This is a genomic window from Mesorhizobium sp. B2-4-2 (assembly GCF_006442845.1).
Classification (GTDB): Bacteria; Pseudomonadota; Alphaproteobacteria; order Rhizobiales; family Rhizobiaceae; genus Mesorhizobium.
Map to the genome: position 1 here is coordinate 412,320 of NZ_VFVM01000003.1, position 23,504 is coordinate 435,823.

The 23,504-nt window shown below is 64.5% G+C and carries 22 protein-coding genes; 6 read left to right on the forward strand and 16 right to left on the reverse strand.

All coding sequences use genetic code 11. The features are described from left to right. Window positions 1-47: 47 nt before the first annotated feature. From FJ942_RS08900 to FJ942_RS08940, 9 genes are all read right to left on the reverse strand, one after another. Window positions 48-848 carry a lysophospholipid acyltransferase family protein gene (locus FJ942_RS08900; protein WP_140880044.1) on the reverse strand — a complete coding sequence of 267 codons (801 nt, stop codon included), beginning with the start codon at window positions 846-848 and terminating at the stop codon, window positions 48-50. A gap of 21 nt (window positions 849-869) precedes the next feature. Then, window positions 870-1,364: a ribosomal protein S18-alanine N-acetyltransferase gene (gene rimI, locus FJ942_RS08905; protein ID WP_140629792.1), complete on the reverse strand. Its 495-nt coding sequence runs from the start codon at window positions 1,362-1,364 to the stop codon at window positions 870-872. Beyond that, a complete protein-coding gene (gene tsaB / locus FJ942_RS08910) occupies window positions 1,364-2,041 on the reverse strand; it encodes a tRNA (adenosine(37)-N6)-threonylcarbamoyltransferase complex dimerization subunit type 1 TsaB (RefSeq protein WP_140897496.1) in 678 nt (225 codons plus the stop codon). Before tsaB ends, rimI begins: the two co-directional genes overlap by 1 nt. Window positions 2,042-2,150: 109 nt before the next feature. Further along, window positions 2,151-3,257 carry a DUF1513 domain-containing protein gene (locus FJ942_RS08915; protein ID WP_140897498.1) on the reverse strand — a complete coding sequence of 369 codons (1,107 nt, stop codon included), beginning with the start codon at window positions 3,255-3,257 and terminating at the stop codon, window positions 2,151-2,153. A gap of 2 nt (window positions 3,258-3,259) precedes the next feature. Beyond that, entirely contained in the window at window positions 3,260-4,339 is a 1,080-nt protein-coding gene (locus tag FJ942_RS08920) for an imelysin family protein (protein WP_140556723.1), read from the reverse strand. After that, on the reverse strand, window positions 4,339-5,934 hold the full coding sequence (locus tag FJ942_RS08925; RefSeq protein WP_140556725.1) for a di-heme oxidoredictase family protein: 1,596 nt from the start codon (window positions 5,932-5,934) through the stop codon (window positions 4,339-4,341). The genes FJ942_RS08920 and FJ942_RS08925 overlap by 1 nt, the downstream gene beginning before the upstream one ends. 12 nt (window positions 5,935-5,946) lie before the next feature. Next, a complete protein-coding gene (bfr, locus tag FJ942_RS08930; protein WP_140496826.1) occupies window positions 5,947-6,432 on the reverse strand; it encodes a bacterioferritin in 486 nt (161 codons plus the stop codon). Beyond that, entirely contained in the window at window positions 6,398-6,709 is a 312-nt protein-coding gene (locus FJ942_RS08935) for a (2Fe-2S)-binding protein (RefSeq protein ID WP_140496828.1), read from the reverse strand. The genes bfr and FJ942_RS08935 overlap by 35 nt, the downstream gene beginning before the upstream one ends. 108 nt (window positions 6,710-6,817) lie before the next feature. Continuing rightward, on the reverse strand, window positions 6,818-8,107 hold the full coding sequence (locus FJ942_RS08940; RefSeq protein WP_140556727.1) for an imelysin family protein: 1,290 nt from the start codon (window positions 8,105-8,107) through the stop codon (window positions 6,818-6,820). A 438-nt stretch (window positions 8,108-8,545) separates the two neighbouring features. Here FJ942_RS08940 and FJ942_RS08945 point away from each other — a divergent pair, with 438 nt between their 5' ends. The 3 genes from FJ942_RS08945 to FJ942_RS08955 are packed head-to-tail and all read left to right on the forward strand — an operon-like array spanning window position 8,546 to window position 10,399. Continuing rightward, the gene (locus FJ942_RS08945) at window positions 8,546-9,799 is read left to right on the forward strand and encodes an FAD-dependent oxidoreductase (protein ID WP_140556729.1); all 1,254 of its coding nucleotides are present in this window, start codon (window positions 8,546-8,548) and stop codon (window positions 9,797-9,799) included. Window positions 9,800-9,836: 37 nt separating this feature from the next. Continuing rightward, window positions 9,837-10,067 (forward strand): type II toxin-antitoxin system ParD family antitoxin, encoded by a 231-nt coding sequence (locus FJ942_RS08950; protein WP_140496834.1) that lies wholly within the window; start codon window positions 9,837-9,839, stop codon window positions 10,065-10,067. An 11-nt stretch (window positions 10,068-10,078) separates the two neighbouring features. After that, complete coding sequence (locus tag FJ942_RS08955) at window positions 10,079-10,399, forward strand: type II toxin-antitoxin system RelE/ParE family toxin (RefSeq protein WP_181167355.1); 321 nt, start codon at window positions 10,079-10,081, stop codon at window positions 10,397-10,399. 54 nt (window positions 10,400-10,453) lie between these two features. On the opposite strand, the gene FJ942_RS08960 is transcribed toward FJ942_RS08955, so the two are convergent. Beyond that, window positions 10,454-11,731 carry a 4-aminobutyrate--2-oxoglutarate transaminase gene (locus FJ942_RS08960; protein ID WP_140496838.1) on the reverse strand — a complete coding sequence of 426 codons (1,278 nt, stop codon included), beginning with the start codon at window positions 11,729-11,731 and terminating at the stop codon, window positions 10,454-10,456. Between the two features lie 465 nt (window positions 11,732-12,196). On the opposite strand from FJ942_RS08960, the gene FJ942_RS08965 reads away from it, so the two are divergent. From FJ942_RS08965 to FJ942_RS08975, 3 genes are read left to right on the forward strand one after another with little or no spacing between them, the layout of a single operon-like run. Beyond that, the gene (locus FJ942_RS08965; RefSeq protein WP_140897500.1) at window positions 12,197-13,336 is read left to right on the forward strand and encodes an efflux RND transporter periplasmic adaptor subunit; all 1,140 of its coding nucleotides are present in this window, start codon (window positions 12,197-12,199) and stop codon (window positions 13,334-13,336) included. After that, on the forward strand, window positions 13,333-14,412 hold the full coding sequence (locus tag FJ942_RS08970; protein ID WP_140897502.1) for an efflux RND transporter periplasmic adaptor subunit: 1,080 nt from the start codon (window positions 13,333-13,335) through the stop codon (window positions 14,410-14,412). The genes FJ942_RS08965 and FJ942_RS08970 overlap by 4 nt, the downstream gene beginning before the upstream one ends. Then, entirely contained in the window at window positions 14,409-17,507 is a 3,099-nt protein-coding gene (locus FJ942_RS08975) for an efflux RND transporter permease subunit (protein ID WP_140897504.1), read from the forward strand. Before FJ942_RS08970 ends, FJ942_RS08975 begins: the two co-directional genes overlap by 4 nt. Before the next feature lie 12 nt (window positions 17,508-17,519). Here FJ942_RS08975 and FJ942_RS08980 read toward each other — a convergent pair whose 3' ends face one another. The 6 genes from FJ942_RS08980 to FJ942_RS09005 all read right to left on the reverse strand — a co-directional run bounded on the left by FJ942_RS08980 (window position 17,520) and on the right by FJ942_RS09005 (window position 23,305). Beyond that, a complete protein-coding gene (locus FJ942_RS08980; RefSeq protein ID WP_140896346.1) occupies window positions 17,520-17,834 on the reverse strand; it encodes a hypothetical protein in 315 nt (104 codons plus the stop codon). A gap of 39 nt (window positions 17,835-17,873) precedes the next feature. Beyond that, a complete protein-coding gene (locus tag FJ942_RS08985; protein ID WP_140523828.1) occupies window positions 17,874-18,623 on the reverse strand; it encodes an ABC transporter ATP-binding protein in 750 nt (249 codons plus the stop codon). Then, entirely contained in the window at window positions 18,620-19,465 is an 846-nt protein-coding gene (locus FJ942_RS08990) for an ABC transporter ATP-binding protein (protein ID WP_140523825.1), read from the reverse strand. Before FJ942_RS08990 ends, FJ942_RS08985 begins: the two co-directional genes overlap by 4 nt. Next, complete coding sequence (gene nikC / locus FJ942_RS08995) at window positions 19,462-20,388, reverse strand: nickel transporter permease (RefSeq protein WP_140496850.1); 927 nt, start codon at window positions 20,386-20,388, stop codon at window positions 19,462-19,464. Before nikC ends, FJ942_RS08990 begins: the two co-directional genes overlap by 4 nt. A 196-nt stretch (window positions 20,389-20,584) precedes the next feature. Next, complete coding sequence (locus FJ942_RS09000; RefSeq protein WP_140496853.1) at window positions 20,585-21,652, reverse strand: ABC transporter permease; 1,068 nt, start codon at window positions 21,650-21,652, stop codon at window positions 20,585-20,587. A gap of 9 nt (window positions 21,653-21,661) precedes the next feature. Next, the gene (locus FJ942_RS09005) at window positions 21,662-23,305 is read right to left on the reverse strand and encodes an ABC transporter substrate-binding protein (RefSeq protein WP_140496855.1); all 1,644 of its coding nucleotides are present in this window, start codon (window positions 23,303-23,305) and stop codon (window positions 21,662-21,664) included. Window positions 23,306-23,504: the final 199 nt, after the last annotated feature.

Below are 23,504 nucleotides of genomic sequence, written 5' to 3' on the forward strand. Positions count from 1 at the left end.
CTTTCCGCGACAAAAAACAGACGATTCTGCCTGGGGGCCTTCGGGATTCAGCGGCTCGGGCGCGGCGCGGCCAGTGCCGCCTGCATCATTTCGCGCACGCGGCTTTCCATCAGCTTCGCCGTTTCCTTCCGGTTCGACCCCTTGGCGAAGGCAATCGGTTCGCCGAAATGCACCTCGACATCGAGCGCGCCTTCCGCCATCAGCACTTTGAGATGCGGCATCAGATCCTCGTCGCCGATCCACGCCGCGATCGGCCGGTGCCGGCGGCCGAGCGGCACGCCATGCAACCGGGTATAGGCGATCGCTACCGGCTGGATGAAGACCTGCTCCGCCGCGCCCTCCGAAATCGCCATCGAGGCGGCACCGAACAGCGTGCTCTTGAAGGGCAGGACGATGTTGCCGTCGCCCGTCGAGCCCTCGGCAAACAGCACCATGGCATCGCCCTTGGCCATGCGGTTGGCGATCTCGCTCGCCTGGTCGCCGGACGAGCGCTTGCGCTCACGCTCGATGAAGACGGTGCGCTGCAGCTTCGACAGCATGCCGATCAGCGGCCAGCCTTCCATGTCGGCCCTGGCGATGAACTTCACATCGGCAAAAGAACCCAGCACCATGATGTCGGTCCAGGAGATGTGATTTGAGGCAATCAACAAGGGGCGGCGGTCGGACATCGTGCCGTTGACATGGATGCGCATGCCGAGCGCCCTGACGATCAGCCTGTGCCAGATCTTGAGGATGAAGGTTTCCGGCCACCAGCCGGTCTTCATCGACAGGACCTGCAAAGGCACCAGGATCAGCGAACCGGCGACGACCAGCCCTATCGCCAGGAAAACCCTGATTTTTCCGATCATCGCTCCACCCCGAAAACCTGGCTAGCGAAGATCGCGGCGCATGACAAGCGCGCCGGTCGGTCCATGCTCGGGCGACCTGTAATAGTTGGGGCGCTTGCCGACCTCGCGGAATCCGAGACGCCTGTAGAGGGCGATCGCGGCGACATTGGTCTCGTCGACCTCGAGGAAGAGCGCTTCGGCGCGTTGCGCGTGCAGTTCGCGCAGCACCGCGTCCATCAACTGCCAGCCCAGCCCCTGGCGGCGATGCGACCGCGCCACCGCGACGGTCAGGATCTCGCCCTCGCCGGCCGCCAGCCGGGCCAGCACGAAGCCGACCGGCGGCTTGGCGCCCTGCCCGGTTTCGCGCGCGGCATAGCCGAACACGGTGTCCTGTTCGAGCAAGGCCGCGAACTCGCCATCGGTCCATGGGCGGACGAAGTCCTCGCGGTGCAGGAGCGAGACCGCCGGACTGTCGGTGGTCCTGAGCGGTTCGAGCGCGTAATCGCGGCGGCGCGACTGGAGAAAAGGTATGCGCATTATTTCCCTTGCCTGGAAAGTATGAACCCGGCCTGCGGCTTGGCGTCGGCGCCGCGCAGATAAAGAGGTTTCGGCCTCTCGCCGTCGCCCTTGGCGACCGCCAGGCGGGCGTAAGTGAGAATGTCCGCGGTCGCCGTCTCGGGTCCGATGTCGAAGGAGCGTCCGGCGGATGCCGCGATCCGCGTCGCGGCGGTTCCGGCGAGCACCGAAGACCGCTCGCTCGCCATGGCCACGGCATCCGCCAGTGTGACCACGGCCGGACCGTAAGTCAAAACCGACATCTCATCATAGAGAGCGGCATGGATCTCCTCGCGTCCGGCATCGAGCGCGGCCAGCACGGCGCGCCCGGGAAATGCCCGTGCCGCCTCGGCTGCCAGCGCCTCGAGCGTCGTCACGCCGATTGCAGGCACCTTGAGCGCCAGCGCCAGGCCGCGCGCCGTGGAAACCCCGACGCGCAGGCCGGTGAAGGAACCGGGGCCGACGGAGACGGCGATGGCGCCAAGGCCGGCATAGGCGGTTGCGCCGGCCTTCAGCGCCTCGGCGATCACTGCCATCAGATGCTCGGCATGGCCCTTGCCTAAATCGAGCACCGCGCGGCCGAGTTCCTGCCTCGCCCCGGCATCATAGACGCAGGCGGCGCAGAGGTTGGCGGCACAGTCGATGGCGAGCATTTTCATGAAACGACCGGTTCGAAAAACAATTCCCTGTGCCTGCCACAGCGCGCCACCGCAAGGGGATAGCGCATAATTTGTTAAGCGGCTTCGCTCCGACGCAGCGGGAAGGTGTCTATGCGGCCGGCTCTATGCGCAGCATATGGTTGTCCCAGACGTAGTCCGGTTCGGACCGTGTCGCGCCATTGCCCTCGACGATTTCGCCGGCTCCGGTGGTGGCCATGAAACCCGTCCCGTCGGGCGCCACGCCACAGACCTCGACGAGCGCGCTTGACGAGACGAGCCGCCCGCTCGCCGCCTCGATCACCACAAGCGAATTGCCTTCCGGCGAAGAGACGGCGACGGTGCCGGCAGCCGGATTGGCGGCGACGGAACCGATATAGTTGCGGAAGCCGGACAGGACATCCCGCGGCATGTCGAGGAGCTGCAAATCCTTGCCGCGCGCGGCGCGGCCGACCAGCAGCGGACGGTCGGTGCCGGACCCCCTGTACTGGCAGCCGAACCAGACGGTGCCGGTCTGGTCGGTGTCCATGTGGCGGATCGACAGCTGGTGCAGCGCCGCCGGCAATTCGTGCTTCTCGACCAGATCGCCGGTGACACGGTCGATGAGCACATAGGACGGCTTCATAGTGGCTATGTTGAGCTCGGCGCGGCCATAATCGGGATGCGTCTCGATGCCGCCATTGGCAACTGCGATCGTCCTGCCGTCGCCCAGGAGCAGAAGCTCGTGCGGCCCCATGCCATAGGTCGGGAATTCACCAAGGCGCTTGAATTTCGCCCGCGCGTCGTAGACGCCGACGACGCCGGCCGCGTTGTCGAAATCGTTCTCGGTGGCATAAAGCAAGGCGCCGTCCGGGGAGAACACGCCATGGCCGAAGAAATGCCGGCCGGTGATGCTGGCGATGGTCAGCGGTTCATCGCGCCCGGCGTGATCGAAGACCACGGCGAAGGTGCCGGGCTGGCGGGCGAACACCACTGAGCGCTTCGATATGGAATCGAAGGTGACGTCGTGGCCGCGGTCGGGCAAGTCGATCGCGTGCAGGAGCTTGCCGGCCTCGGACAGGATTGCGGCGCCATAGCTGCCGTCGCGCTTGACGAAGGCGGTGGCGAAGACGGCATCGGCGGCAAGCGTATTTGCCCAGGCCGGCGGCGCCATCGCGGCGGCAAAACCGATGCCCGCGGCTCTCAGGAAATCGCGACGGTCAATGAGGGAGGTTTTCACGCTCAGTCCCCATCCAGCGAGGAAAAACCGGCGGTCAGGCCGAATTCGGCGGTCAGCCTTGTGCCGAACAGGGTCGACAGGCTGGAGGTGATCAGCGCGAGATGCTCGAGCTTTGCGCGCAGCGCCGGGTCGGCGAGCGCCATGTCGATCGGCCCCTGGACCGACTTCGCGGTGGCGACGCCGTTGACCAGCTGGATACGGATCGATTCCGCCATCCAGCGCGCATCGGGCGGCAGCGCATCGCCGAGCTTCGAGGCCTCGAACAGCCCGTCGATGCCGGCAAGGTTTCCAGCCAGCGAATTGGTGGTGTTTTGCGAACGCCAGTAGATCGCCTGTTTCGGCTTGTCCGCCTCCGGCTTGCCGCCCAGGAAGCCTTTCAGGCGCACGTCGCGAACCATGTCCAGCTCGTTGATGAAGATGCCGACCAGTTCCGTCACCGCTTCCGTGCCGTCGCGATAGAGCGGATTCTGCGGCCCCGGATTGGCCCAGAGCGCCGCAAAGCCGTCCGGCTTGTTCCAGGCGTCGGCGACATCGCCGGCCATGGTTTCGATGTTGCCGGCAACCGCCGCACCATAGGCGCAGCGATAGGGATCGTTCTTGCCGGCAAGCGCATCGGCGCCGTCACCGTAGAGCACGAACTCCAAGGCGCCGAGCCCCTGCATGGCGACGCTCTTGCCGGAAAGCTGTGCCGGATCGGTGGCGCTCGGGTCTTGGGCGGCCAACGCGGCCTGCACCTGTTTCAGGCCGATGCTTTTGCGATCCGGCCAGAACAGCATTCGCTCCAGCCGGTTGTTTTCCTTGATCGGGCCGAACCCGATGATCTCGGCCGAAGACCAGGCATCCACCGTACGCGAGAATTCGGCGCGAGCCGCATCGAGATCGCCCTTTGAGGGTTTTTCGCAAAGCGCGTGCATTGCCTTGTTCAAGCCCGCCGCGCGGTCGTGCAGACTGGCATAGGCCGGGCGGACAAAGCCGTCGATTGCCCGCTGGATGATGTCAGTGGCCTTCACCGCCGCCCATGCGGGGGTGGCGCCCAGCAGGGCCAGAGGAAGAACGAGAACCAGCGCGGAACGCTTCAGCATCAAAGTGACTCCAGGAATTTGAGCAATGCCTCGCGGTCGGCGGCGCCGGCGGCGGCGAAGCGGTCGCGCGACTTCTGGCCCTCGCCGCCATGCCAAAGAATCGCCTCGACCAGGCTGCGGGCGCGGCCATCGTGCAGATAGAAATTGTTGCCGTTGACCGTTTCGGTGAGGCCTATGCCCCATAGCGGCGGCGTGCGCCATTCGTTGCCCGTCGCCTCGCCCACCGCCTGGCCGTCGGCAAGGCCGGGGCCCATGTCGTGCAGCAGGAAGTCGGAATAGGGCCAGATAAGCTGGAAGGCCTGCGCCTTGTTGGGCGCGTCGCGGCGGGTTACGAATTTCGGCGCGTGGCAGGAAATGCAGCCGATCTCGTAGAAGAGTTTCTTTCCGGCGAGCACATCCGGGGCGCCGAGGTCGCGGCGCGCCGGCACGGCCAGGTTCTGCGAATAGAAGGTGACGAGGTCCATGACCGGCGCCGGCGCCTCGGCCGGACCGAGCCGCTCCTGCACGCCGTCCGGCATGGCAAGGCAATCCTTCTCGGCGGCGGTGCAGTCGCCCCAGTGTTTGGGCTCCTCCGGCGTCGAGATGCCGATGTCGCCGGCAAAGGCATCCGCGGCCTGCTGGCGGATTGACGCGGTCTGCGCCTTCCAGCCGAAACGACCAAGGGTGAGCGCGCCGCTCATGCCGTCGCGCACGATGTTCGGCCTGCCGGAAATGCCGTCGCCGTCCCGGTCGTCCGGATCGGCATGGGCGAGTATATCAGCAGGCGCGATCTGCTCGATGAGGCCGAGCCCGATCATCGGCGGCGTCAGACGCGGCGACAGCGTGGTGCGCGGATCGAGCGGGCCGTAGGCCAGATCATCGACCGCGTAAGCGGGCTTGCGCAGCGAAACCACGGCGCCGTCGCCGAGCCCGACCTTTTCCTCGCTGTAGTCGACGCGCATCCGGCCCTCGCCGCGCAGGCCGGGGACGGCCAGGTCCTGCAGCTGCGAACCGTAGACCGGATCGGGGATGTTAAGCAGCCTGTGGTCGGCAAGCCCAGCCTTCTCCTCCTCGGTGCTCGCCTCGCGCGCCAGCCGCAGGAACATCGACGTGCTGCCGGTGCCTTGCGGCGGACGGCCGCGGCCGTCCTTCAGATGACAGTTCTGGCAGGCGCGTTCGTTGAACAGCGGTCCGAGCCCGTCGGAAGCCTGCGTCGAGGACGGCGACGAGACCCAATTCTTGCGGAACAGGGCGTTGCCCAGCTTGAAGGTGCCTTCTTCCTCGAAGGTGATGTTGGCCGAGGATTGCGAGAAGGAATCGCGGTTGACGTCCTTCCTGGATGTGCCGGCGCCGCCTTGCATCAATTCGAACTGCTCGGGTTTCGAGAAGTCCTTGGTCGGCCTGGTAACGGCTGTGACGCGCGCCTGATCCTTCGGGCTGAGGTCGGTGCGCGTGGCGGCGAAATTGGCGGGCTGCTGCGAGCCGGACCCGCCCGTGGCGAAGGCCAAAAGGATGATGGCGGCCGAACCGGAAAGCACGACGCTTCCCGGTTTTCTGTTTGACGACAGCCCTTTGGCCCGCCGCCAGCGGCGCAGCAATGCTAGGGTGCGCCGCATTCCCGCATGCCCTTACTCCGCCTCGTCCGCCGATGCGGCATTGAGCTGGCCGTATTTTTCCTCGCCGATCGAGGCAAGCAGATCGAGCTGCGTCTCGAGGAAGTCGATGTGCCCCTCCTCGTCGGCCAAGAGTTCCTCGAACAGTTTCATGCTGACATAGTCGCCGGCTTCGTTGCAGACCTCGCGCGAGCGCTTGTAGGCGGTGCGAGCGTCATACTCGCCGGCAAGGTCGGATTCGAGCACTTCCTTCACGTTCTGTCCGATACGCAGCGGCGCCACGGACTGCAGATTGGGGTGCCCTTCCAGGAAGATGATCCGGGCCACGAGCTTGTCGGCATGGTGCATCTCCTCGATCGATTCGGCGCGTTCCTTCTTGGCGAGCTTGGCGTATCCCCAGTCCTCCAGCAGACGGAAATGGACCCAATACTGATTGACGGCACCAAGCTCCAGGAACAGAGCCTCGTTAAGCCGCTCGATGATCTGTGGTTCGCCTTTCATGGGTTCTGCTCCCGTATTGGACGCGCAGGCCTCTGACGCGATCCAGATGTGAAACGATGTCCACGCCGCTCGCCTGCGAGCGGGCGTGGTAGTTCTCGGTGACCCGAATGATCGCTTCGACCACATTTGGGAAGCAGCCGCAACAGCGACCGCGCTTGTGCATGGCGTGATAGACTTTTGCCGGCACGATGAGCTGCCAGGGATCCTGGTCCAGCAGCCCGACGATCGTCTGCTCAATCTCCTTCTCGGTGATGATGTTGCAATGGCAGATCAGCATAAACTTGCTCGGATGGCTGACGGCGCCTTCCGCGCCGTGTGGCTTGACTCTATCTTCCCCGCGCCGAAGCCCTTTGTGACTTCGGCCCGGGCTTCCAGGCTTCGACGCTTACTGGAACACCTTGTCCGGCGCATCGAGGCTGTCTGAACCCTCAAAGGCGATGGCGTTGAGCTTCAGCGCGCCGACGGCGCGTTCGACCGATTTGGTCTGGTCGACCAGTGCGTCGATTGCCGCCTGCACCGTGGCGTTGCCCTCGGTGTTGCCTTCGGCGATCTGCTGGTCGTAAGCCTCGCCGCCTTCGGCGCGGGCCTTGATTGCCTCCATCTTGGCGACGGTGGCATCGAGCTTGTCAGACAGTTCCTTGTCGATGGCCGGATCGGCCGCCTTGACCATGTCCGCCACCGACGGCCCTGAAACGACGGTGCCGTCCAGCCTGGTGTAGCTGGCGTGATAGGCGGCGCGGATACCGACGGCGTCATAAAGATGGGAATTGTAGGTGTTGTCGGAGAAGCAGTCATGCTCCTCTTCCGGATCGTGCAGCAGCAGGCCGAGCTTCATGCGCTCGCCGGCGAGTTCTCCGTAGGAGAGCGAGCCCATGCCGGTGAAGATGGCCGAAATAGCGGCGTTCGGCTCGCCGTCGACCAGGTTCTTGCGCGCAGCGCCGCCTTCCTTCCAGTCGCCGACCATCTCCTGGAGGTCGGACACCAAAAGCGTGCTGGCTGACTTCAGATATTCCGCGCGGCGGTCGCAATTGCCGCCGGTGCAGTTCTTGAGATCATAGTCGGTGTAGGGGCGCTCGCCGGCGCCCGGTCCGGTGCCGTGCAGGTCCTGACCCCAGAGCAGGAACTCGATGGCATGGTAGCCGGTGGCGACATTGGCCTCCACGCCGCCGGCCTCCTGCAGCGTGCCGGAGAGGAATTCCGGCGAAAGGTTCGAGGCGTCCACCTTCTTGCCGTTGATCTCGATCTCCTTGTTGGCGATCACATTGGCCGTGTAGAGCGAATTCGCGTCGGATTCTGTGCCGTAGCTCTTGGCGACATAATCGATCAGGCCTTCGTCCAGCGGCCAGGAATTCACCTTGCCTTCCCAGTCGTCGACGATCTTGTTGCCGAAGCGGTAGACCTCGGTCTGCTGGTAGGGAACGCGCGATGCCTTCCAGGCCTCGCGGGCGGCATTGAGCGTCTCGGCCGAAGGCTTGGCCAACAAGGTATCGACCGCCTTGTCGAGCGCCTGCGCGGTGGTCAGCGAATCCTCGTATTTGGCAAGCGCGATGTCGGCATAGGTCTTGATGACCGCCTTGGGATCGCTCTCGGCCTTGGCCGGCAGCACGAACACCGCCGCCGTCAGCAGCGCCGTGGCACTGATCGCCGCAAGCCTGCTGCCATGTCGTGCCGTCATTATCACTCTCCAGTTTTTCGGGAATTTTGTGAACGGCGCGCGCGACAACCGGCGCCAGGCCATGTGCAGGCCGTCATTCGCGGGGCATGCCGCGCTGTCGCGCGGGTCGAAGAAGAAAGACACCAAAATGCCTCCAATCGAAAGGGTTCAAGGCCCAGACATCAAAGGGATGCGCCGATGCGCGAGGCCCCATAAAGCTTCAGGACCGATGGAAGTCAACGAAAATCGACAGGAAAACTCAATCGAAACAACAGTTTAGAATTATTCTAAACTGCGATAGTCAACTTTAGCCGCCTGCACCGTGTGCCGACTTCATCGCCGAACTGTCCGATTGACAGCCGCCGTTCCGGGTGCGACCCGCAAATGGCCTCTTGCGGCGGCGCCAGACAATTGCCACGTGGCGAGACATCCTAAAATCAAGCTTGGGATCGGAATGCGATGAAGAACGGCGTGGTCATTGTCGGTGCGGGACATGCGGGCGTGCAGGCGGCGGCAAGCCTGCGCGAGGAGGGTTACGACGGGCCGGTGATCCTCGTCGGCGACGAGAACGAACTGCCCTATCACAAGCCGCCGCTGTCGAAGACCTTCATCAAGGATGCCGAGGCCAAGCCGCAACCCTTGCGTGGCGAGGCATTTTACACCGGCAACGCCGTCGACTACCGGCCGGGCGTTCGGATCGACCGCATCGATGCCGGCAGTCGCCGTTTGGAGATATCAGGCGGCGGCGAACTTGCCTTCGATCATCTGATCCTCGCCACCGGCTCGCGCCCGCGCCTCCTGCCGCTGCCCGGCGCGGATCTGTCCGGTGTGGTGTCGTTGCGCTCGCTGGCCGATGCGCGGCTGATCCGGGACTTGAGCGCACGGAGCGAAGACGTCGTCATCCTCGGCGGCGGCTTCATCGGGCTGGAGATCGCGGCGACGCTGCGCGCGGCCGGCCGCACCGTAACGGTCGTGGAAGCGGTCGACCGGCTGCTTGGCCGCGCCGTGGCGCCGATCGTGGCGAGCCATGTCCGCCAACGGCTGGAAGCGACCGGCGTGCACATTCTCACCGGCACCACGATCGCAAGGCTCGAAGGCGAAAACGGCCATGTCACGGCAGCGATCACCTCGTCTGGCGAAAGGCTGCCGGCGCGCATGGTCGTCGTCGGCATCGGCGCCTTGCCCAACGTCGAACTGGCCGGGGAAGCCGGCCTCACCATCGCCAACGGCATTCGCGTCGACCACCAGATGCGCAGCTCGGTGCCGGAAATCCTCGCCATCGGCGACGCCGCCTCCTATCGACACTGGTTCACCGGGGGCGACGTGCGGCTGGAATCGGTACAGAACGCTACCGACCAGGCGCGGCTTGCCGCGCGCACCATAACGGGCCATGCCGACGCCTATTCGGCCGTGCCCTGGTTCTGGTCCGACATCGGCGACATGAAGCTGCAGATGGTCGGTCTGACATCCGGCGGCGACAGCCATGTCGTGCTGGGCGATCTCGCCGACAACAAGTTCTCGATCTACCATTATGCCGCAGACAGGCTGCTCGGCATCGAATCGGTCAACCGCCCCGGCGACCACATGCTCGGCCGCAAGATGCTGAGCGCCGGCTTCTCGCCGGCGCCACAGACGGTGGCAGCGGGGCCGGACGGATTGAAAGCGGCGCTGGCCGCGTTCCAGAACAAAGAGTCAGCCGAGGCCAGTGCCTAAGATTGCCAATTTTTGCCATAGGCTATAAAATGCCTGAATGAGCACCATGAACATCTCCCTGCCGGAAAGCTTGAAGCATTTTGTCGATCAGCAAGTGACCGATCGCGGCTATGGCACGAGCAGCGAGTATGTGCGTGAATTGATCCGCCGCGATCAGGATCGTCAGCTTCTGCGCGGCTTGCTCCTTGAGGGCGCATCGTCCGCCCCGGGCGCTCCGGTTGACGACGACTATTTCGCCGCGCTGCGGAAACGGGCGCAGGGCCAATAGAGTAAGTGCCCATAAAGGCGATCATTCCTCGAAAACTAGCCCTGCGGGATGTCGAGGATGCTGTCGATTACTATACGCGAGAAGCTGGTTCGCGCGCGGCATTGGGCTACATCGAGGAGCTTCAAAACGCCTACAAACTGCTAGCCAGCCATCCGGCATCGGGCTCTCTGAGATATGGCTACGAAATTGGATTGCCTGGTCTGCGTAGCGTGCAAGTCAGGCGCTATCCATACCTGATTTTTTATCTTGAACAGACCGACCATATCGATGTTTGGCGGGTGCTGCACGCCAAGATGGACATTCCAGCCTGGTTACAGAATCCGAGCTCCTGACGGCACGTTCACCGGGTCCGGTGTAAGCCGTCAGGAGAAATGGGCGCCGCCCTTTCAGGCAGCGCGAACCTCGCGGATCGAGCTTTCCAGAATGTCGAGCGCCTCATTCATGATGCCGTCCTGGATGGTGAGCGGCGCCAGGAAGCGGATGACGTTGCCGTGGACGCCGCAGGTGAGCAGGATCAGCCCCTTGTCGAGCGCCTTCAGCCTGACCGCATTGGCCATCTCCGCCGATGGCAAGCCCTTCCTGACGTCGTTGAACTCGACCGCGTTCATGAAACCGGGGCCACGGATGTCGACGATTTCGGGGACGTCGTCGCGGATCGAGCCCAGACGCTGCTTCAGCCTGGCGCCGAGCGAGTTGGCGCGATCGCACAGTTTCTCTTCCTCGATCACGTCAAGCACCGCGTGCGCGGCGGCAACGCCGATCGGGCTGCCGCCATAGGTGCCGCCCAGCCCGCCGGGGCCAGGCGCATCCATGATCTCGGCGCGGCCGGTGACCGCCGCCAGCGGAAAGCCGCCGGCCAGGCCCTTGGCCATGGTGGTGATGTCGGCGGTCACCTCATGATGCTCCATGGCAAACATCTTGCCGGTACGGGCAAAGCCGGTCTGCACCTCGTCGGCAATGAGCAGGATGCCGTGCTGATCGCAGATCTTGCGCAGCGCGGTCATGAAATCGCGCGGCGCTTCGTAGAAGCCGCCCTCGCCCTGCACCGGCTCGACGATGATGGCCGCGACCCTGGCCGGATCGACGTCGGCCTTGAACAGGCGATCGAGCGCGGCAAGCGAATCGGCCACCGACACGCCGTGCAGCGGCACCGGGAACGGGGCGTGGAAGACGTCGGCCGGCATGGCGCCGAAGCCGACCTTGTAGGGCACGACCTTGCCGGTCAGCGCCATGCCCATGAAGGTGCGGCCATGGAAGCCGCCGGCAAAGGCGATGACGGCCTGGCGGCCGGTGGCATTGCGGGCGATCTTGATGACGTTCTCGACCGCCTCGGCGCCGGTGGTGACGAAGATCGTCTTCTTCTCGAACTTGCCCGGAAGAATGCCGTTCAGCCGTTCGGCCAGCCTTACATAGCTCTCATAGGGCACCACCTGGTGGCAGGTGTGGGTGAAGCGGTCGAGCTGCGCCTTGACCGCCTCGATGACCTTGGGGTGGCGATGGCCGGTGTTGACGACGGCGATGCCGGAGGAGAAATCGATGTAGCGGCGGCCCTCGACATCCCAGATCTCCGAGTTCTCGGCCCGGTCGGCGTAAATCTGCGTGGTCATACCGACGCCGCGCGAGATCGACTGGCTCTTGCGTTCGGAAATGGCTGAGTTCTTCATGATGTCCCTCATAGGGCCGGCGCCCGTTCTGCTTGATCAGATGTCTTCTGGGCTTATTTCATGCTTTCCTCAAGTCGGCACCGCCGGCAGGCGATTGGGCCTGAGGTATCGCGCCTGACCAGCCGGCGATATCCGTACCAGGCAACGGACTGCGTTGAAGGGTTCGGAGCCTTCGCGGCGCGCTGTTGAGGATCATTGAGCGGAAAAACCGCCTGTGCGGCGGGTCCCTGGCGCAACTCAGCACCATATCCAAATATCTATCATAGTTGCCTTCACCTCATCAAGGAAAAAATTCCTATCACGAAAAGCTGCCCGGCCGGGACCGGCCGTCGTCAGGCCTTTGCAAACCCGAGTCGGATCACTGATACGGGTACGAGTCCGGTTTCCTTTTTCGGGAGATCGACTATCGTGCCGGGATCCGCGAGGCATCGCGATCGGCGAGCGGCCCTGCGGCTGAGGGAGCCCATGAGCAGGAACGCGACATCGTCCGTCTCGCCGCCATCGGCCAAACCTTCCAATTTTTCGTCTTTTTCCATCGGCGTAGCGCTTTTCACTTGCACGGCCGCCCTGCTTTTGGCCGGCTGCCAGAAACAGGAAGCGGCGGAGAAAAAGCTGCCGATCATGGTGCGCACCGAGACCGTGGCGATGGCCGACTATGCGCCAAGAACCGCGCTGACCGGGGTGATCGCGGCGCGCACGCTGAATAATCTGTCGTTCCGGGTCGGCGGCCGCGTCGCCGAACGGCTTGCCGATGTCGGCCAGCATGTCGACAAGGGCGCGGTGCTTGCCCGCATCGACCCGCAGGAGCAGGAATCCGATTTGCGCTCGGCGCAGGCCGATCTCGACGCGGCGCAAGCGCAGTTGACCCAGTCCGCCGCCGCCTTCGAGCGGCAAAAGACGCTGCTTGCCCAGGGTTACACCACCAGGCGCGACTATGACGCCGCCGATCAGGCATTGAAGGTGGCGCAGGGCAGCCTCGACGCGGCGCAGAGCGCGCTCGCCAATGCCAAGCAGAACCTGTCCTTCACCGAACTCAAGGCTGGCGCCGCGGGCGTCATCACCGCCCGCCAGGTCGAAACCGGCCAGGTGGTGCAGGCTGCGCAGACCGTCTTCACCGTCGCCGAGGACGGCGACCGCGACGCGGTGTTCAACGTCCAGGAGACGTTGGTCGCCAGGACGCCGACGTCGCCGGCGGTGACGATCACGCTCCTGTCCGACCCGCAGATCAGGGCAACGGGCAAGGTGCGCGAAATCTCCCCGGCGGTCGATCCGGCGTCGGGCTCAATCCGGGTCAAGGTCGGCATTGCCGATACGCCCGCCGGCATGCCGCTGGGCGCGGCAGTCATCGGCTCGGTCGGCGCCAAACCGGCCAAGGCGATCCTGCTGCCCTGGCAGGCATTGACGTCCAGCGCCGGCAAGCCGGCGGTCTGGATCGTCGATCCCTCGACCGGTACGGTGACGATGGCACCGGTCGAGGTGCTGGCTTTCAATTCCGGCACCGTCGTCATCGCCAGGGGATTGGAGGAGGGCCAAAGCGTCGTCACCGCGGGCGGACAGCTGCTCAGTGCGGGTCAGAAAATCGAGATGTCGGGAGCGGGCCAATGAGCCGGCTGCCGCGCCTCCTGCTTGGCGTGATAGCGCTTGGCGCGCTCGCCGCCTGCTCGAAATCGGAGGAGAAGCCTCCGGAGATCATCCGGCCGGTGCTGTCGGTGGTGGTCGAGCCGCGCACCACGCAGGTCTTCGGCTTCGCCGGATCGGTCGAGCCGCAGGTCAGCGCCGATCTCGCCTTTCGCCTGCTCGGCCGGGTCGTGTCCCGCGACGTCAATGTCGGCGACATCGTCAGCAAGGGCACGACGATCGCGGCACTGGACCCGACCGCCTTGGAGCTGTCCGTCCAGGCGGCCAAGGCCGAGCTCTCCAATGCCGAGGCACAGTTTGCCAACGCCGCCGCCAGCGAGGAGCGCCAGCGCCAATTGCTTGCCACCGCCAACACCACGCAAGCCGTGTTCGATGCCGCGCAGCAGGCGAGGAAGGCGGCCGAGGCCAGTGTCGAGCGGGCCAGGGCCTCGCTGGCCAAATCGCAGGAGCAGCTCGGCTATGCCAGGCTGTTCTCGGATTTCGACGGCGTCGTCACCGCTGTCGGCGCCGAGGTCGGCCAGACGGTCTCCCCCGGCCAGACGGTCGTCACCGTGGCGCGCTCGGACCCGCGCGAAGCGGTGGTCGATATTCCCGACCAGTTGACCGGCGATCTCACGGCCGGCACGCCGTTCCAGGTCATCCTGCAATCGCTGCCGACGATCCGGACCGAGGCCAAGCTGCGCGAGATCGCGCCGCAGGCCGAGGGCTCGACGCGCACGCGGCGCGTGCGGCTGACGCTCACCGATCCGCCGCAGGCCTTCCGGCTCGGCTCGACCGTGACCGCAACGCGCATGACCACGGTGGAGCCGACGATCGAACTGCCGCTGTCGGCGCTCTTCCAGAGGAACGGCTCCGACAGGGTGTGGATCGTCGATGCGCAGACATCGAGCGTGAGCACGCGCGAGATCAAGGTTGCCTCCAGGAACGGCGGAACCTTCACGGTGGCTCAGGGACTGGAAGCGGGAATGCGCGTCGTCACCGCCGGCGTCCACAGCCTGACCGAAGGCCAGAAGGTCAAACTGCCCGCGGGAGGGGCCTCATGAAGGGCTTCAACCTCTCCGACTGGGCGCTCAACCACCGCTCGATGGTCTGGTATTTCATGCTGGTCTTCGTTGCGGCCGGCATCTTCTCCTACCTCAACCTCGGCCGCGAGGAAGACCCCGCCTTCACCATCAAGACCATGATCATCCAGGCCAATTGGCCCGGCGCTTCGGTCAAGGAGACGGTGCAGCAGGTGACCGACCGCATCGAGAAGAAGCTCGAGGAACTCGACAGCCTCGACTACACCAAATCCGTCACCACAGCCGGCCAGACCGTCATCTTCGTCAACCTGAAGGACACTACCAAGGCGCGCGATGTCGTGCCGAACTGGATTCAGGTGCGCAACATGGTCAACGATATCAAGGCGCAGTTCCCGCAAGGCGTCCAGGGGCCGTTCTTCAACGACCGTTTCGGCGACGTCTACGGCAACATCTACGCCTTTACGTCGGACGGGCTGACGCCGCGCCAGCTGCGCGACTATGTCGAGGATGTCAGGACAAAAATCCTGACCGTGCCGAATGCCGGCAAGGTGGACCTGGTCGGTGCCCAGGACGAGGCGATCTACCTCGAATTCTCGACCCGCCAGATCGCGGCCCTCGGCCTCAACCAACAGGCGATCGTGGCAAGCCTGCAAGCGCAGAACGCGATCACGCCGTCCGGCGTCATCCAGTCCGGCCCGGAACGCATCAGCGTGCGGGTCGGCGGCCAGTTCACCTCCGAAGACAGCCTTCGCGCGATCAATCTTCGCGTCAACGACCGCTTCTTCCGGCTGAGCGACGTGGCGACGATCACGCGCGGCTATGCCGATCCGCCAACGGCACTGTTCCGCTTCAACGGCCAGGACGCGATCGGGCTTGCCATCGGCATGAAGCCCAACGCCAATCTGCTCAAATTCGGCGAGGCGCTGCATGAGGCGATGAACAAGGTGCTGGCAGACCTGCCGGTCGGCGTCGGCGTGCATCTGGTCGCCGACCAGCCGGTCATCGTCGAGGAAGCGGTCTCGGGCTTTACGCGCGCCTTGTTCGAGGCGGTGGCCATCGTGCTGGCCGTGTCCTTCATCAGTCTCGGCATGCGCGCCGGCTTCGTCGTGGCGCTGTCGATCCCGCTGGTGCTGGCCATCACCTTCACGGTCATGTCCTATCTCGGCATCTCGCTGCAGCGCATCTCGCTCGGTGCGCTGATCATCGCGCTCGGGCTTCTGGTCGACGACGCGATGATCGCGGTCGAGATGATGGTGGCGCGGCTGGAGGTCGGTGATAGCCTGCGCAAGGCGGCGACCTATGTCTACACATCGACCGCCTTTCCGATGCTGACCGGCACGCTGGTGACCGTCGCGGGCTTCATTCCGATCGGCCTCAACAACAGCGCCGCCGGCGAATACACCTTCACCCTGTTCGTCGTCATCGCCGTGTCGCTGCTGGTGTCGTGGATCGTGGCGGTGCTGTTCGCGCCGCTGCTCGGCGTCACCATCCTGCCGGCGACGATGAAGACGAAGCATCACGACCAGCCGGGCCGCTTCACCTCGCTGTTCCGGCGTGCCCTTGTGGGCTCGGTGCGCCATCACTGGCTGACCATCATCGCCACGGTGCTGTTGTTTGCCGGGTCGATCGCCGGCTTCGGTCTGGTGCAGCAGCAGTTCTTCCCGCCATCGGACCGGCCGGAGCTGATCGTCGACTGGAATCTGCCGCAGAATTCCTCGATCGCCGACACGCGCGAGCAGATGGAGCGGTTCGAGCAGCGGGCGCTGGTCGGCAATCCCGACATCGACCATTTCTCGTCCTATATCGGCCAGGGCGCGGTGCGCTTCGTGCTCGCCTATGACGTGCAACCGGCCAATCCCTATTTCGGCCAGACGGTCATCGTCACCAAAAGCATCGAGGCTCGCAACCGGGTGAAGCCGGCGCTGGAAAAGCTGCTGCGCGAGGAATTCGTCGGCACCGACGCCTTCGTGAAGCTGCTCGAACTCGGACCGCCTGTCGGCCGCCCCGTGCAGTACCGCGTCGGCGGGCCCGACATCCAGACGGTGCGCGCGCTGGCGCAGCAATTCGCCGGCGTCATCTCGGCCAATCCCAAGCTCGCCGCGCCGACCTTCGACTGGAACGAGCCGCAGCGCGTGCTCAGGGTCGACGTGCTGCAGGACAAGGCGCGGCAGCTCGGCATCACCTCCTCCGACATCGCCAGCGCGCTCAACAGCACCGTCGGCGGCGCCACCATCACGCAAGTGCGCGATGCCACCTATCTGATCAATGTGGTGGCGCGCTCGCGCGAGGCCGAACGCGGTTCGATCGAGACGTTGCAGAACATGCAGCTGCCGACCAGCACCGGCGAGGCCATCCCGCTCGCGGCGGTGGCCAACTTCCGCTACGAGCTCGAACAGCCGACGGTGTGGCGACGCGACCGCATCCCGACCATCACGGTGCGGGCCGGCCTGGTCGGCGACGTTCTGCCGGCAACGGTGGTCAACGAATTGAAGCCTTCGGTCGATGCCTTCATCGCCAAGCTGCCGCCGGGCTATTCGATCGAGACCGCCGGCTCCGTTGAGGAAAGCGCCAAGAGCCAGGGGCCGATCGCGGCCGTCGTGCCGCTGATGCTTTTCGTGATGGCAACCATCCTGATGGTCCAGCTGCAGAGCTTCCAGCGCCTGTTTCTGGTCGTTGCGGTGGCGCCGCTCGGGCTGATCGGCGTGGTGGCGGCCCTGGTGCCGAGCGGCGCGCCGCTCGGCTTCGTCGCCATCCTCGGCGTGCTTGCCCTGATCGGCATCCTGATCCGCAACTCGGTCATCCTGATCGTGCAGATCCAGGACCTTGTCGCAGAGGGCAAGGACCGCTGGGCCGCCGTCATCGAAGCGACGGAACACCGCATGCGGCCCATCGCGCTGACGGCCGCCGCCGCCAGCCTGGCGCTGATCCCGATCGCGCGCGAAGTGTTCTGGGGACCGATGGCCTACGCGATGATGGGTGGCATCATCGCGGGTACTGCGATCACGCTGCTGTTCCTGCCGGCGCTTTATGTGACGTGGTTCAGGATCAAGGAGCCGAAGCGTCGGGATGAGCCGCCCGCTCTGGAGACCGGCGAACCGGTGCAAGCTCAGACCTGAGACATTGCCGAGTCATTCGTTGTCGTTGGTGGGTGTGGGACGCGATTTTGCCCGCTGCCAAGGTGACGATTTTGAGCTGCGCCAGGCATGCCAGCCTTCCGGCAAGTCGGCCAAGATTCGGATGCTTTCATCCCGCTGCAAAACGCTTTGCAGGCTCACGATCATTATGTCGCCTTCTTCAACAGGTCCGGTTTCGCTGTTGTGGAATTGCCAACTGCCGTCGTCATCGTCATGCGAGACATATGCGATCCAGTCGCCCCGGGTTACTATGCCCCTGTCCAAAAACACCCCGACGTTAGGAGGATCTGCAAACTGCCATTCCTTCATGACGTCCCCTAAGACGATCGGTTCGCAAGACAAGCGAATTCAAATAGCTCTCACAAACCCGTCGCTGGCCCGCAAGAGATTGCGCGTGTAATCCTTCGTCACGCGGCGTTCGACCAGGTCATCCGCCGTCAAATTCTCCACCGCCTCGCCGCTTTGCATCACCATCAGGCGCTCGCACATATGGGTGATGATGGCGAGGTCGTGGCTGACCATCAGGAAGGTGAGCTTGCGCCGCCGGCGGACCTCCTCGAGCAGGTTGAGCACCTCGGCCTGCACGGAGGCATCGAGCGCCGAGGTCGGCTCGTCGAGCAGCAGGACCGACGGTTCGAGGATGAGCGCGCGCGCGATCGCCACGCGCTGGCGCTGGCCGCCCGACAATTGATGCGAGTAGCGGAAGCGGAAGCCGTTGCCGAGACCGACCTCGTCGAGCGCCCGCTGGATGCGCTTTTCCCCGTCGCCAAAACCATGGATGGCGAGCGGCTCCTGCAGCAGGCGGTCGATGGTCTGGCGCGGGTGCAGCGAACCGTACGGATCCTGGAACACCATCTGCACTTCGCGGTAAAAGGCCTTGTCGCGGCGCGCGCCGAGCTTCTTGCCGTTGACCACGATGCTGCCCGAAGCGACCGGCGCAAGGCCGGCGATCGCCCTGAGCAGCGTCGATTTGCCGGAGCCGGATTCACCGACCAGGCCGAAGGATTCGCCCGGCTGCACGTCCAGGCTGACACCCTTCAGTGCGCGAAAGCGGTCGAAGATGACCTCCAGCCCGTCGACGGCGATTGCTGATGTCATGCCGCCCACTCCGGCTTGCGGTCGAGCACCGGCAACGGGTGACGATCGGCGCCGATCTTGGGCATGCAGTTGAGCAGGCCGCGCGTGTAGGGATGCTGGGCGCGACCGAGTTCGGAGGCCTTGAGCTGCTCCACCACCTTGCCGGCATACATGACGATGACGCGGTCGCAAAAGGACGAGACCAGGCGCAGATCGTGCGAGATGAAGATCAGCCCCATGCCGCGCTCGCCGACCAGCCGGTCGAGAATGCCGAGCACGTCGAGTTGCACGGTGACGTCGAGCGCCGAGGTCGGCTCGTCGGCGATCATCATTTCCGGCCCGGCGATCAGCATCATGGCGATCATGGCGCGCTGGCCCATGCCGCCGGAGACCTCGTGCGGATGCAGGTCGAAGACACGCCGGGGGTCGCGGATCTGCACCGCCTCCAGCATGGCCAGCGCGCGCTCCCGCGCCTCGGCCTTGGAGACCTTCTCATGCGTGCGCAGCGTCTCGACGATCTGGCGGCCGATGCTCATCACCGGGTCGAGCGAATATTTCGGATCCTGCAGGATCATGGCGATGCGATTGCCCCGCAGCGCGCGGCGCTCGCGCGCCGAGACGCCGAGCAGGTCGATGCCGTCGAAGGCCAATTTATTGGCTGATATCCGCGCCTGTGGCGGCGTCAGCCCCATGATGGCACGGCCGGTCTGCGACTTGCCCGAGCCGCTCTCGCCGACAATGCCCAGCCTTTCGCGGCCGAGCGAGAAAGAGACGCCGCGCACGGCCTCGATCAGCCCGGTGCGCGTCGGGAAGGTGACGCGCAGATCGTCGACTTCGAGCAGCGTCTTGCTGTCAGCGTTCATTGGTCGCCGCTCCGGGGGTCGAGCGCGTCGCGCAGGCCGTCGCCAAGCAGGTTGAAGCCGAGGCTGACGATCAGGATGGCGAAGCCAGGCGCGCCGGCCACCCACCATTGGTCGAGCACGAAACGGCGGCCCGAAGCGATCATCGTGCCCCATTCGGGCAGCGGCGGCTGCGCGCCGAGCCCGAGGAAGCCGAGGCCGGCGGCGGTGAGGATGATGCCGGCCATGTCGAGCGTCACGCGGATGATCAGCGAGGAGATGCAGAGCGGCATGATGTGGCGCAGCACGATGCGGAAGGGCGAGGCCCCCATCAGTTCCACCGCCTTGATGTAATCGGAATTGCGCACGGTCAGCGTTTCGGCACGCGCGATGCGGGCATAGGGCGGCCAGGAGGTGATGGCGATGGCGAGCACCGCGTTCTCGATGCCGGGGCCGAGGGCCGCGACAAAGGCCAGCGCCAGGATCAGCTTGGGGAAAGCGAGGAAGATGTCGGTGATGCGCATCAGTATGGCATCGGTCCAGCCGCCGGCATAGCCGGCGACGGTGCCGACCACGAGGCCGATGGGGGCGGCGATGATGGCGACCAGGATAACGACATAGAGCGTCCAGCGCGAGCCGTAGAGAATGCGCGAGAGGATATCGCGGCCGAGATCGTCGGTGCCGAACCAGTGCTCGGCGCTTGGCGCCAGCAGGCGCGCATTCTTCAGATCGCCGAAAGTCGGCGAATAAGGCGCCAGCACCCCGGCAAGGGCGGCAATGACCAGCAGCGCGATGATGATGAGCAGGCCGAGAAAGGCCAGCCGATTGGCGGAGAAACGCCGCCACGCGACATAGGCGCGGCCGAGCCTCGCCTGCATGCGCGAGGCCGGCCGCTCGCTGAGCAGCCAGTCGCGGCGGGAGAGGGGGGCGGCGTCGGAGGCGGTCATGACGATGCCTCTTGGCGCTGTCGACCCCCACTCCGGTCTGCTTCGCAGACCAACTCTGCCCCGTTCGACGGGGGAGAGGAAAGGCGCCAGGCGTGCGACCGGCTCTTCCTCTCCCCCGGGCAAGAGGAGATGTGGCCCGAAGGGCCGGAATAGGGGCGATTGGCGGCAGCCGAGCCCGAAAGTGGGATTCCTCTGCTCATCTTACCTTCGTCCTCGGGTCGAGCACGCGGTAAAGCAGGTCGGACAGGAGATTGATGGCTATGAACACCGAGCCGATGACGATGGTGCCGCCGAGCACCGCGTTCATGTCGGCATTCTGCAGCGAATTGGTGATGTAGAGGCCGATGCCAGGCCAGGAGAAGACCGTCTCGGTCAACACCGAGCCTTCCAGCAGCCCGGCATAGGAGAGCGCGATCACGGTCACCATCGGCACGGCGGCATTGCGCAATGCATGAGCCCAGATGATGCGGGTTTCCGACAGGCCCTTGGCGCGCGCGGCGACGATGTATTCCTGGGTGAGTTCGTTGAGCATGAAGGAGCGCGTCATGCGGCTGATATAGGCGAGCGAGAAATAGCCGAGCAGCGAGGCCGGCAGGATGATGTGGCGGAACGCGTCCCAGAAGACATCCCACTGCCCCTGCATCGCCGAATCGAGAAGGTAGAAGCCAGTGATCGGCGTGAAGGTGTATTCGTAGACGACGTCGAGCCGCGCCGGGAAAGCCACCCATTGCAGCTTGGCGTAGAACAGGACGAGCCCGAGCAGGCCAAGCCAGAAGATCGGCACGGAATAGCCGATCAGGCCGATGACACGGACGACCTGGTCGATGAGGCTGCCGCGCCTGACGGCAGCCAGCACACCCAGCGGCACGCCGAACAGCGCGCCGATCAGTGTCCCCAACGTCGCCAGTTCCGTCGTTGCCGGAAGGGCGCGGCGGATGTCGGTCATGACCGGATTGGTGGTCAGCACCGAGGTGCCGAAATCACCATTGAGGGCATTTTTGACATAAATATAGAACTGCTCGACCAGCGGCAGGTCGAGACCCATCTCGCGGCGCGTGCGTTCCACGACATTGGCCGGCGCCCGGTCGCCGAGCACGGCCAACACCGGGTCGATGGGGATGACGCGGCCAATGAAAAAGGTCACCGCGAGCAGACCGAGATAGGTCGTGATCGCGATCACCAGGAAGCGGCCGATCGATGAGAAAATGGCGACGGCACGGGCGCTGCCGCGCCCTGCCGCCGCCTGATTTTCAGCTACGCTCATCCGCCGGCGCTATTCCTTGGAAACCGGCCCAACGAAATTGGTGTCGAAGCTCGGGCCGAGCGCGAAACCCTTGAGGTTCTTGCGCAACCCGGCGACTTCCAGCTGCTGATGGATGATGACGAAGGGACTGGTATCGAGGATCTTCTGCTGCAGATCCTTGTACATGTCGGCGCGCTTGCCCGAATCCTTCTCCAGCAAAGCGGCTTCGGTTTGCTTGGTCAGGTCCGGAATATCCCAGGCGTTGCGCCAGGCCAGCGTCTTGGACTTGCCCTCATCCGAATTGTCCGGGTTCGAGGCAAAGGTCTGGGCATTGGAGTTCGGATCGAAATAGTCCTGGCCCCACTGACCGATATAGATGTCGTGGTTGCGGGCGCGGTACTTGGTCAACGTCTGCTTGCCGTCGCCGGGAATGATCTCCAGCTTGATACCGGCCTGGCCGAGCGTCTGCTGGATCGATTCCGCCATGCCGGTTGTCGGCTGGCCGGTGCGCACATCCATGGTCACGCTGAAGCCGTCGGGCAGGCCTGCCTTGGCCAGCAGTTCCTTGGCCTTGGCGACGTCGAGCTTGAACGGGTTCTTGTCCAGTTCTCCGAGCACGCCCTTGGGCAGGAAAGTCTGGTGGATTTCACCGATGCCCTTGAGGATGGTCGAGCTCAGCGCGTCATAGTCGACCAGATATTTGAAGGCCTGGCGGACTTCGGGCTTGGCGAGGTTCTGGTTCTTTTGGTTGAGGCTGATGTAGTAGACAGTGCCCTTCGGCGCACTGGTTGTGGTGAGGTCGGCGTTCTTGGCAATGGCGTCGAGGTCGTTTGGCTCAAGATTGCGGGCGACGTCGATGTCGCCGGCCTCAAGCGCCAGGCGCTGTGCCGAGCTTTCCTTCATGTTGCGGTAGATGACGCGGGCAAGCTTGGCCTTTTCGCCGTAGTAATTGTCGTTCCGTTCGAGCACGACGGCCTCGTTGGCGCGCCACTCACGCAGCTTGTAGACGCCCGAGCCGGCATAGCCGGTCTTCAGCCAGGCATTGCCGAAATCATTGTCCCATTTGTAGTCGGCGCTCGGCGTGACCGCCGCGACATGTTCCTTGACCAGCTTGGCGTCGACGACCGAGGCGACGGTGGCCGACAGGCAGTTCAACACGAAGCTCGGCGCATAGGCCTTGTCGACGATGAACTGGAAGGTGGTGTCATCGACCGCCTTGGCCTTTTCGGCGACATTGTCGCCGCTGATCCCGAACTGGTCGATGATGAAGGCCGGGCTCTTGTCCAGCTTGACGGCGCGTTCGAACGAATAGGCGACGTCGGCCGCGGTGATCGGGTTGCCCGAGGCGAATTTCAGGCCGGGCTTGAGCTTGAACGTGTAGGTCAGGCCATCGTCCGAGACGGTCCAGCTTTCGGCGAGGTCGCCCTTGACCTTGGAGGTGTCGCTGAGGTCGAGCCGGACCAGCAGGTCATAGGTGTTGCCGGTGACCTCGGCGGTCGACAGCTCGAATGCCTCGCCCGGATCCATGGAGATGATGTCATCGATGGCGAAGCCTTCGACCAGCGTGTCGGCTGGCGTGACCGCGCCAGCCGGCGCTCCCGCCAGAAGCAGCGCCGACATTGCGGCACCCGCAAGCAGAATGCGGGATCGTAGAGCAAGCTTTTCCATCATCATGGTGATTGTTCCCTGTTTTGTTGACCTGAGTTCCCGGCTCAGGGTTGCGGTGTTTTTCCAGGCCGACAAGGGCCCCCTTTGACCACTTACCGTCGTGGTTTTTGTCCAGTTGGTCAACAGCATATCCGGCGGCCTCGCGGCGGGCAACGAGCATTTATGCGTCGGCTCACTGGATCATAGTGGCAGGCGGGCGAGCCGG

What these genes read in the sequence shown, in the direction of transcription:
- rimI (WP_140629792.1), bottom strand. Translation starts at nt 1,364, where the DNA reads ATGCGCATACCTTTTCTCCAGTCGCGCCGCCGCGATTACGCGCTCGAA.
- FJ942_RS08945 (WP_140556729.1), top strand. Translation starts at nt 8,546, where the DNA reads ATGAAGAACGGCGTGGTCATTGTCGGTGCGGGACATGCGGGCGTGCAG.
- FJ942_RS08925 (WP_140556725.1), bottom strand. Translation starts at nt 5,934, where the DNA reads ATGCGGCGCACCCTAGCATTGCTGCGCCGCTGGCGGCGGGCCAAAGGG.
- FJ942_RS08950 (WP_140496834.1), top strand. Translation starts at nt 9,837, where the DNA reads ATGAGCACCATGAACATCTCCCTGCCGGAAAGCTTGAAGCATTTTGTC.
- nikC (WP_140496850.1), bottom strand. Translation starts at nt 20,388, where the DNA reads ATGACCGCCTCCGACGCCGCCCCCCTCTCCCGCCGCGACTGGCTGCTC.
- FJ942_RS08990 (WP_140523825.1), bottom strand. Translation starts at nt 19,465, where the DNA reads ATGAACGCTGACAGCAAGACGCTGCTCGAAGTCGACGATCTGCGCGTC.
- bfr (WP_140496826.1), bottom strand. Translation starts at nt 6,432, where the DNA reads ATGAAAGGCGAACCACAGATCATCGAGCGGCTTAACGAGGCTCTGTTC.
- FJ942_RS09000 (WP_140496853.1), bottom strand. Translation starts at nt 21,652, where the DNA reads ATGAGCGTAGCTGAAAATCAGGCGGCGGCAGGGCGCGGCAGCGCCCGT.
- FJ942_RS08920 (WP_140556723.1), bottom strand. Translation starts at nt 4,339, where the DNA reads ATGCTGAAGCGTTCCGCGCTGGTTCTCGTTCTTCCTCTGGCCCTGCTG.
- tsaB (WP_140897496.1), bottom strand. Translation starts at nt 2,041, where the DNA reads ATGAAAATGCTCGCCATCGACTGTGCCGCCAACCTCTGCGCCGCCTGC.
- FJ942_RS08985 (WP_140523828.1), bottom strand. Translation starts at nt 18,623, where the DNA reads ATGACATCAGCAATCGCCGTCGACGGGCTGGAGGTCATCTTCGACCGC.
- FJ942_RS09005 (WP_140496855.1), bottom strand. Translation starts at nt 23,305, where the DNA reads ATGATGATGGAAAAGCTTGCTCTACGATCCCGCATTCTGCTTGCGGGT.
- FJ942_RS08960 (WP_140496838.1), bottom strand. Translation starts at nt 11,731, where the DNA reads ATGAAGAACTCAGCCATTTCCGAACGCAAGAGCCAGTCGATCTCGCGC.
- FJ942_RS08965 (WP_140897500.1), top strand. Translation starts at nt 12,197, where the DNA reads ATGAGCAGGAACGCGACATCGTCCGTCTCGCCGCCATCGGCCAAACCT.
- FJ942_RS08900 (WP_140880044.1), bottom strand. Translation starts at nt 848, where the DNA reads ATGATCGGAAAAATCAGGGTTTTCCTGGCGATAGGGCTGGTCGTCGCC.
- FJ942_RS08935 (WP_140496828.1), bottom strand. Translation starts at nt 6,709, where the DNA reads ATGCTGATCTGCCATTGCAACATCATCACCGAGAAGGAGATTGAGCAG.
- FJ942_RS08970 (WP_140897502.1), top strand. Translation starts at nt 13,333, where the DNA reads ATGAGCCGGCTGCCGCGCCTCCTGCTTGGCGTGATAGCGCTTGGCGCG.
- FJ942_RS08940 (WP_140556727.1), bottom strand. Translation starts at nt 8,107, where the DNA reads ATGACGGCACGACATGGCAGCAGGCTTGCGGCGATCAGTGCCACGGCG.
- FJ942_RS08975 (WP_140897504.1), top strand. Translation starts at nt 14,409, where the DNA reads ATGAAGGGCTTCAACCTCTCCGACTGGGCGCTCAACCACCGCTCGATG.
- FJ942_RS08980 (WP_140896346.1), bottom strand. Translation starts at nt 17,834, where the DNA reads ATGAAGGAATGGCAGTTTGCAGATCCTCCTAACGTCGGGGTGTTTTTG.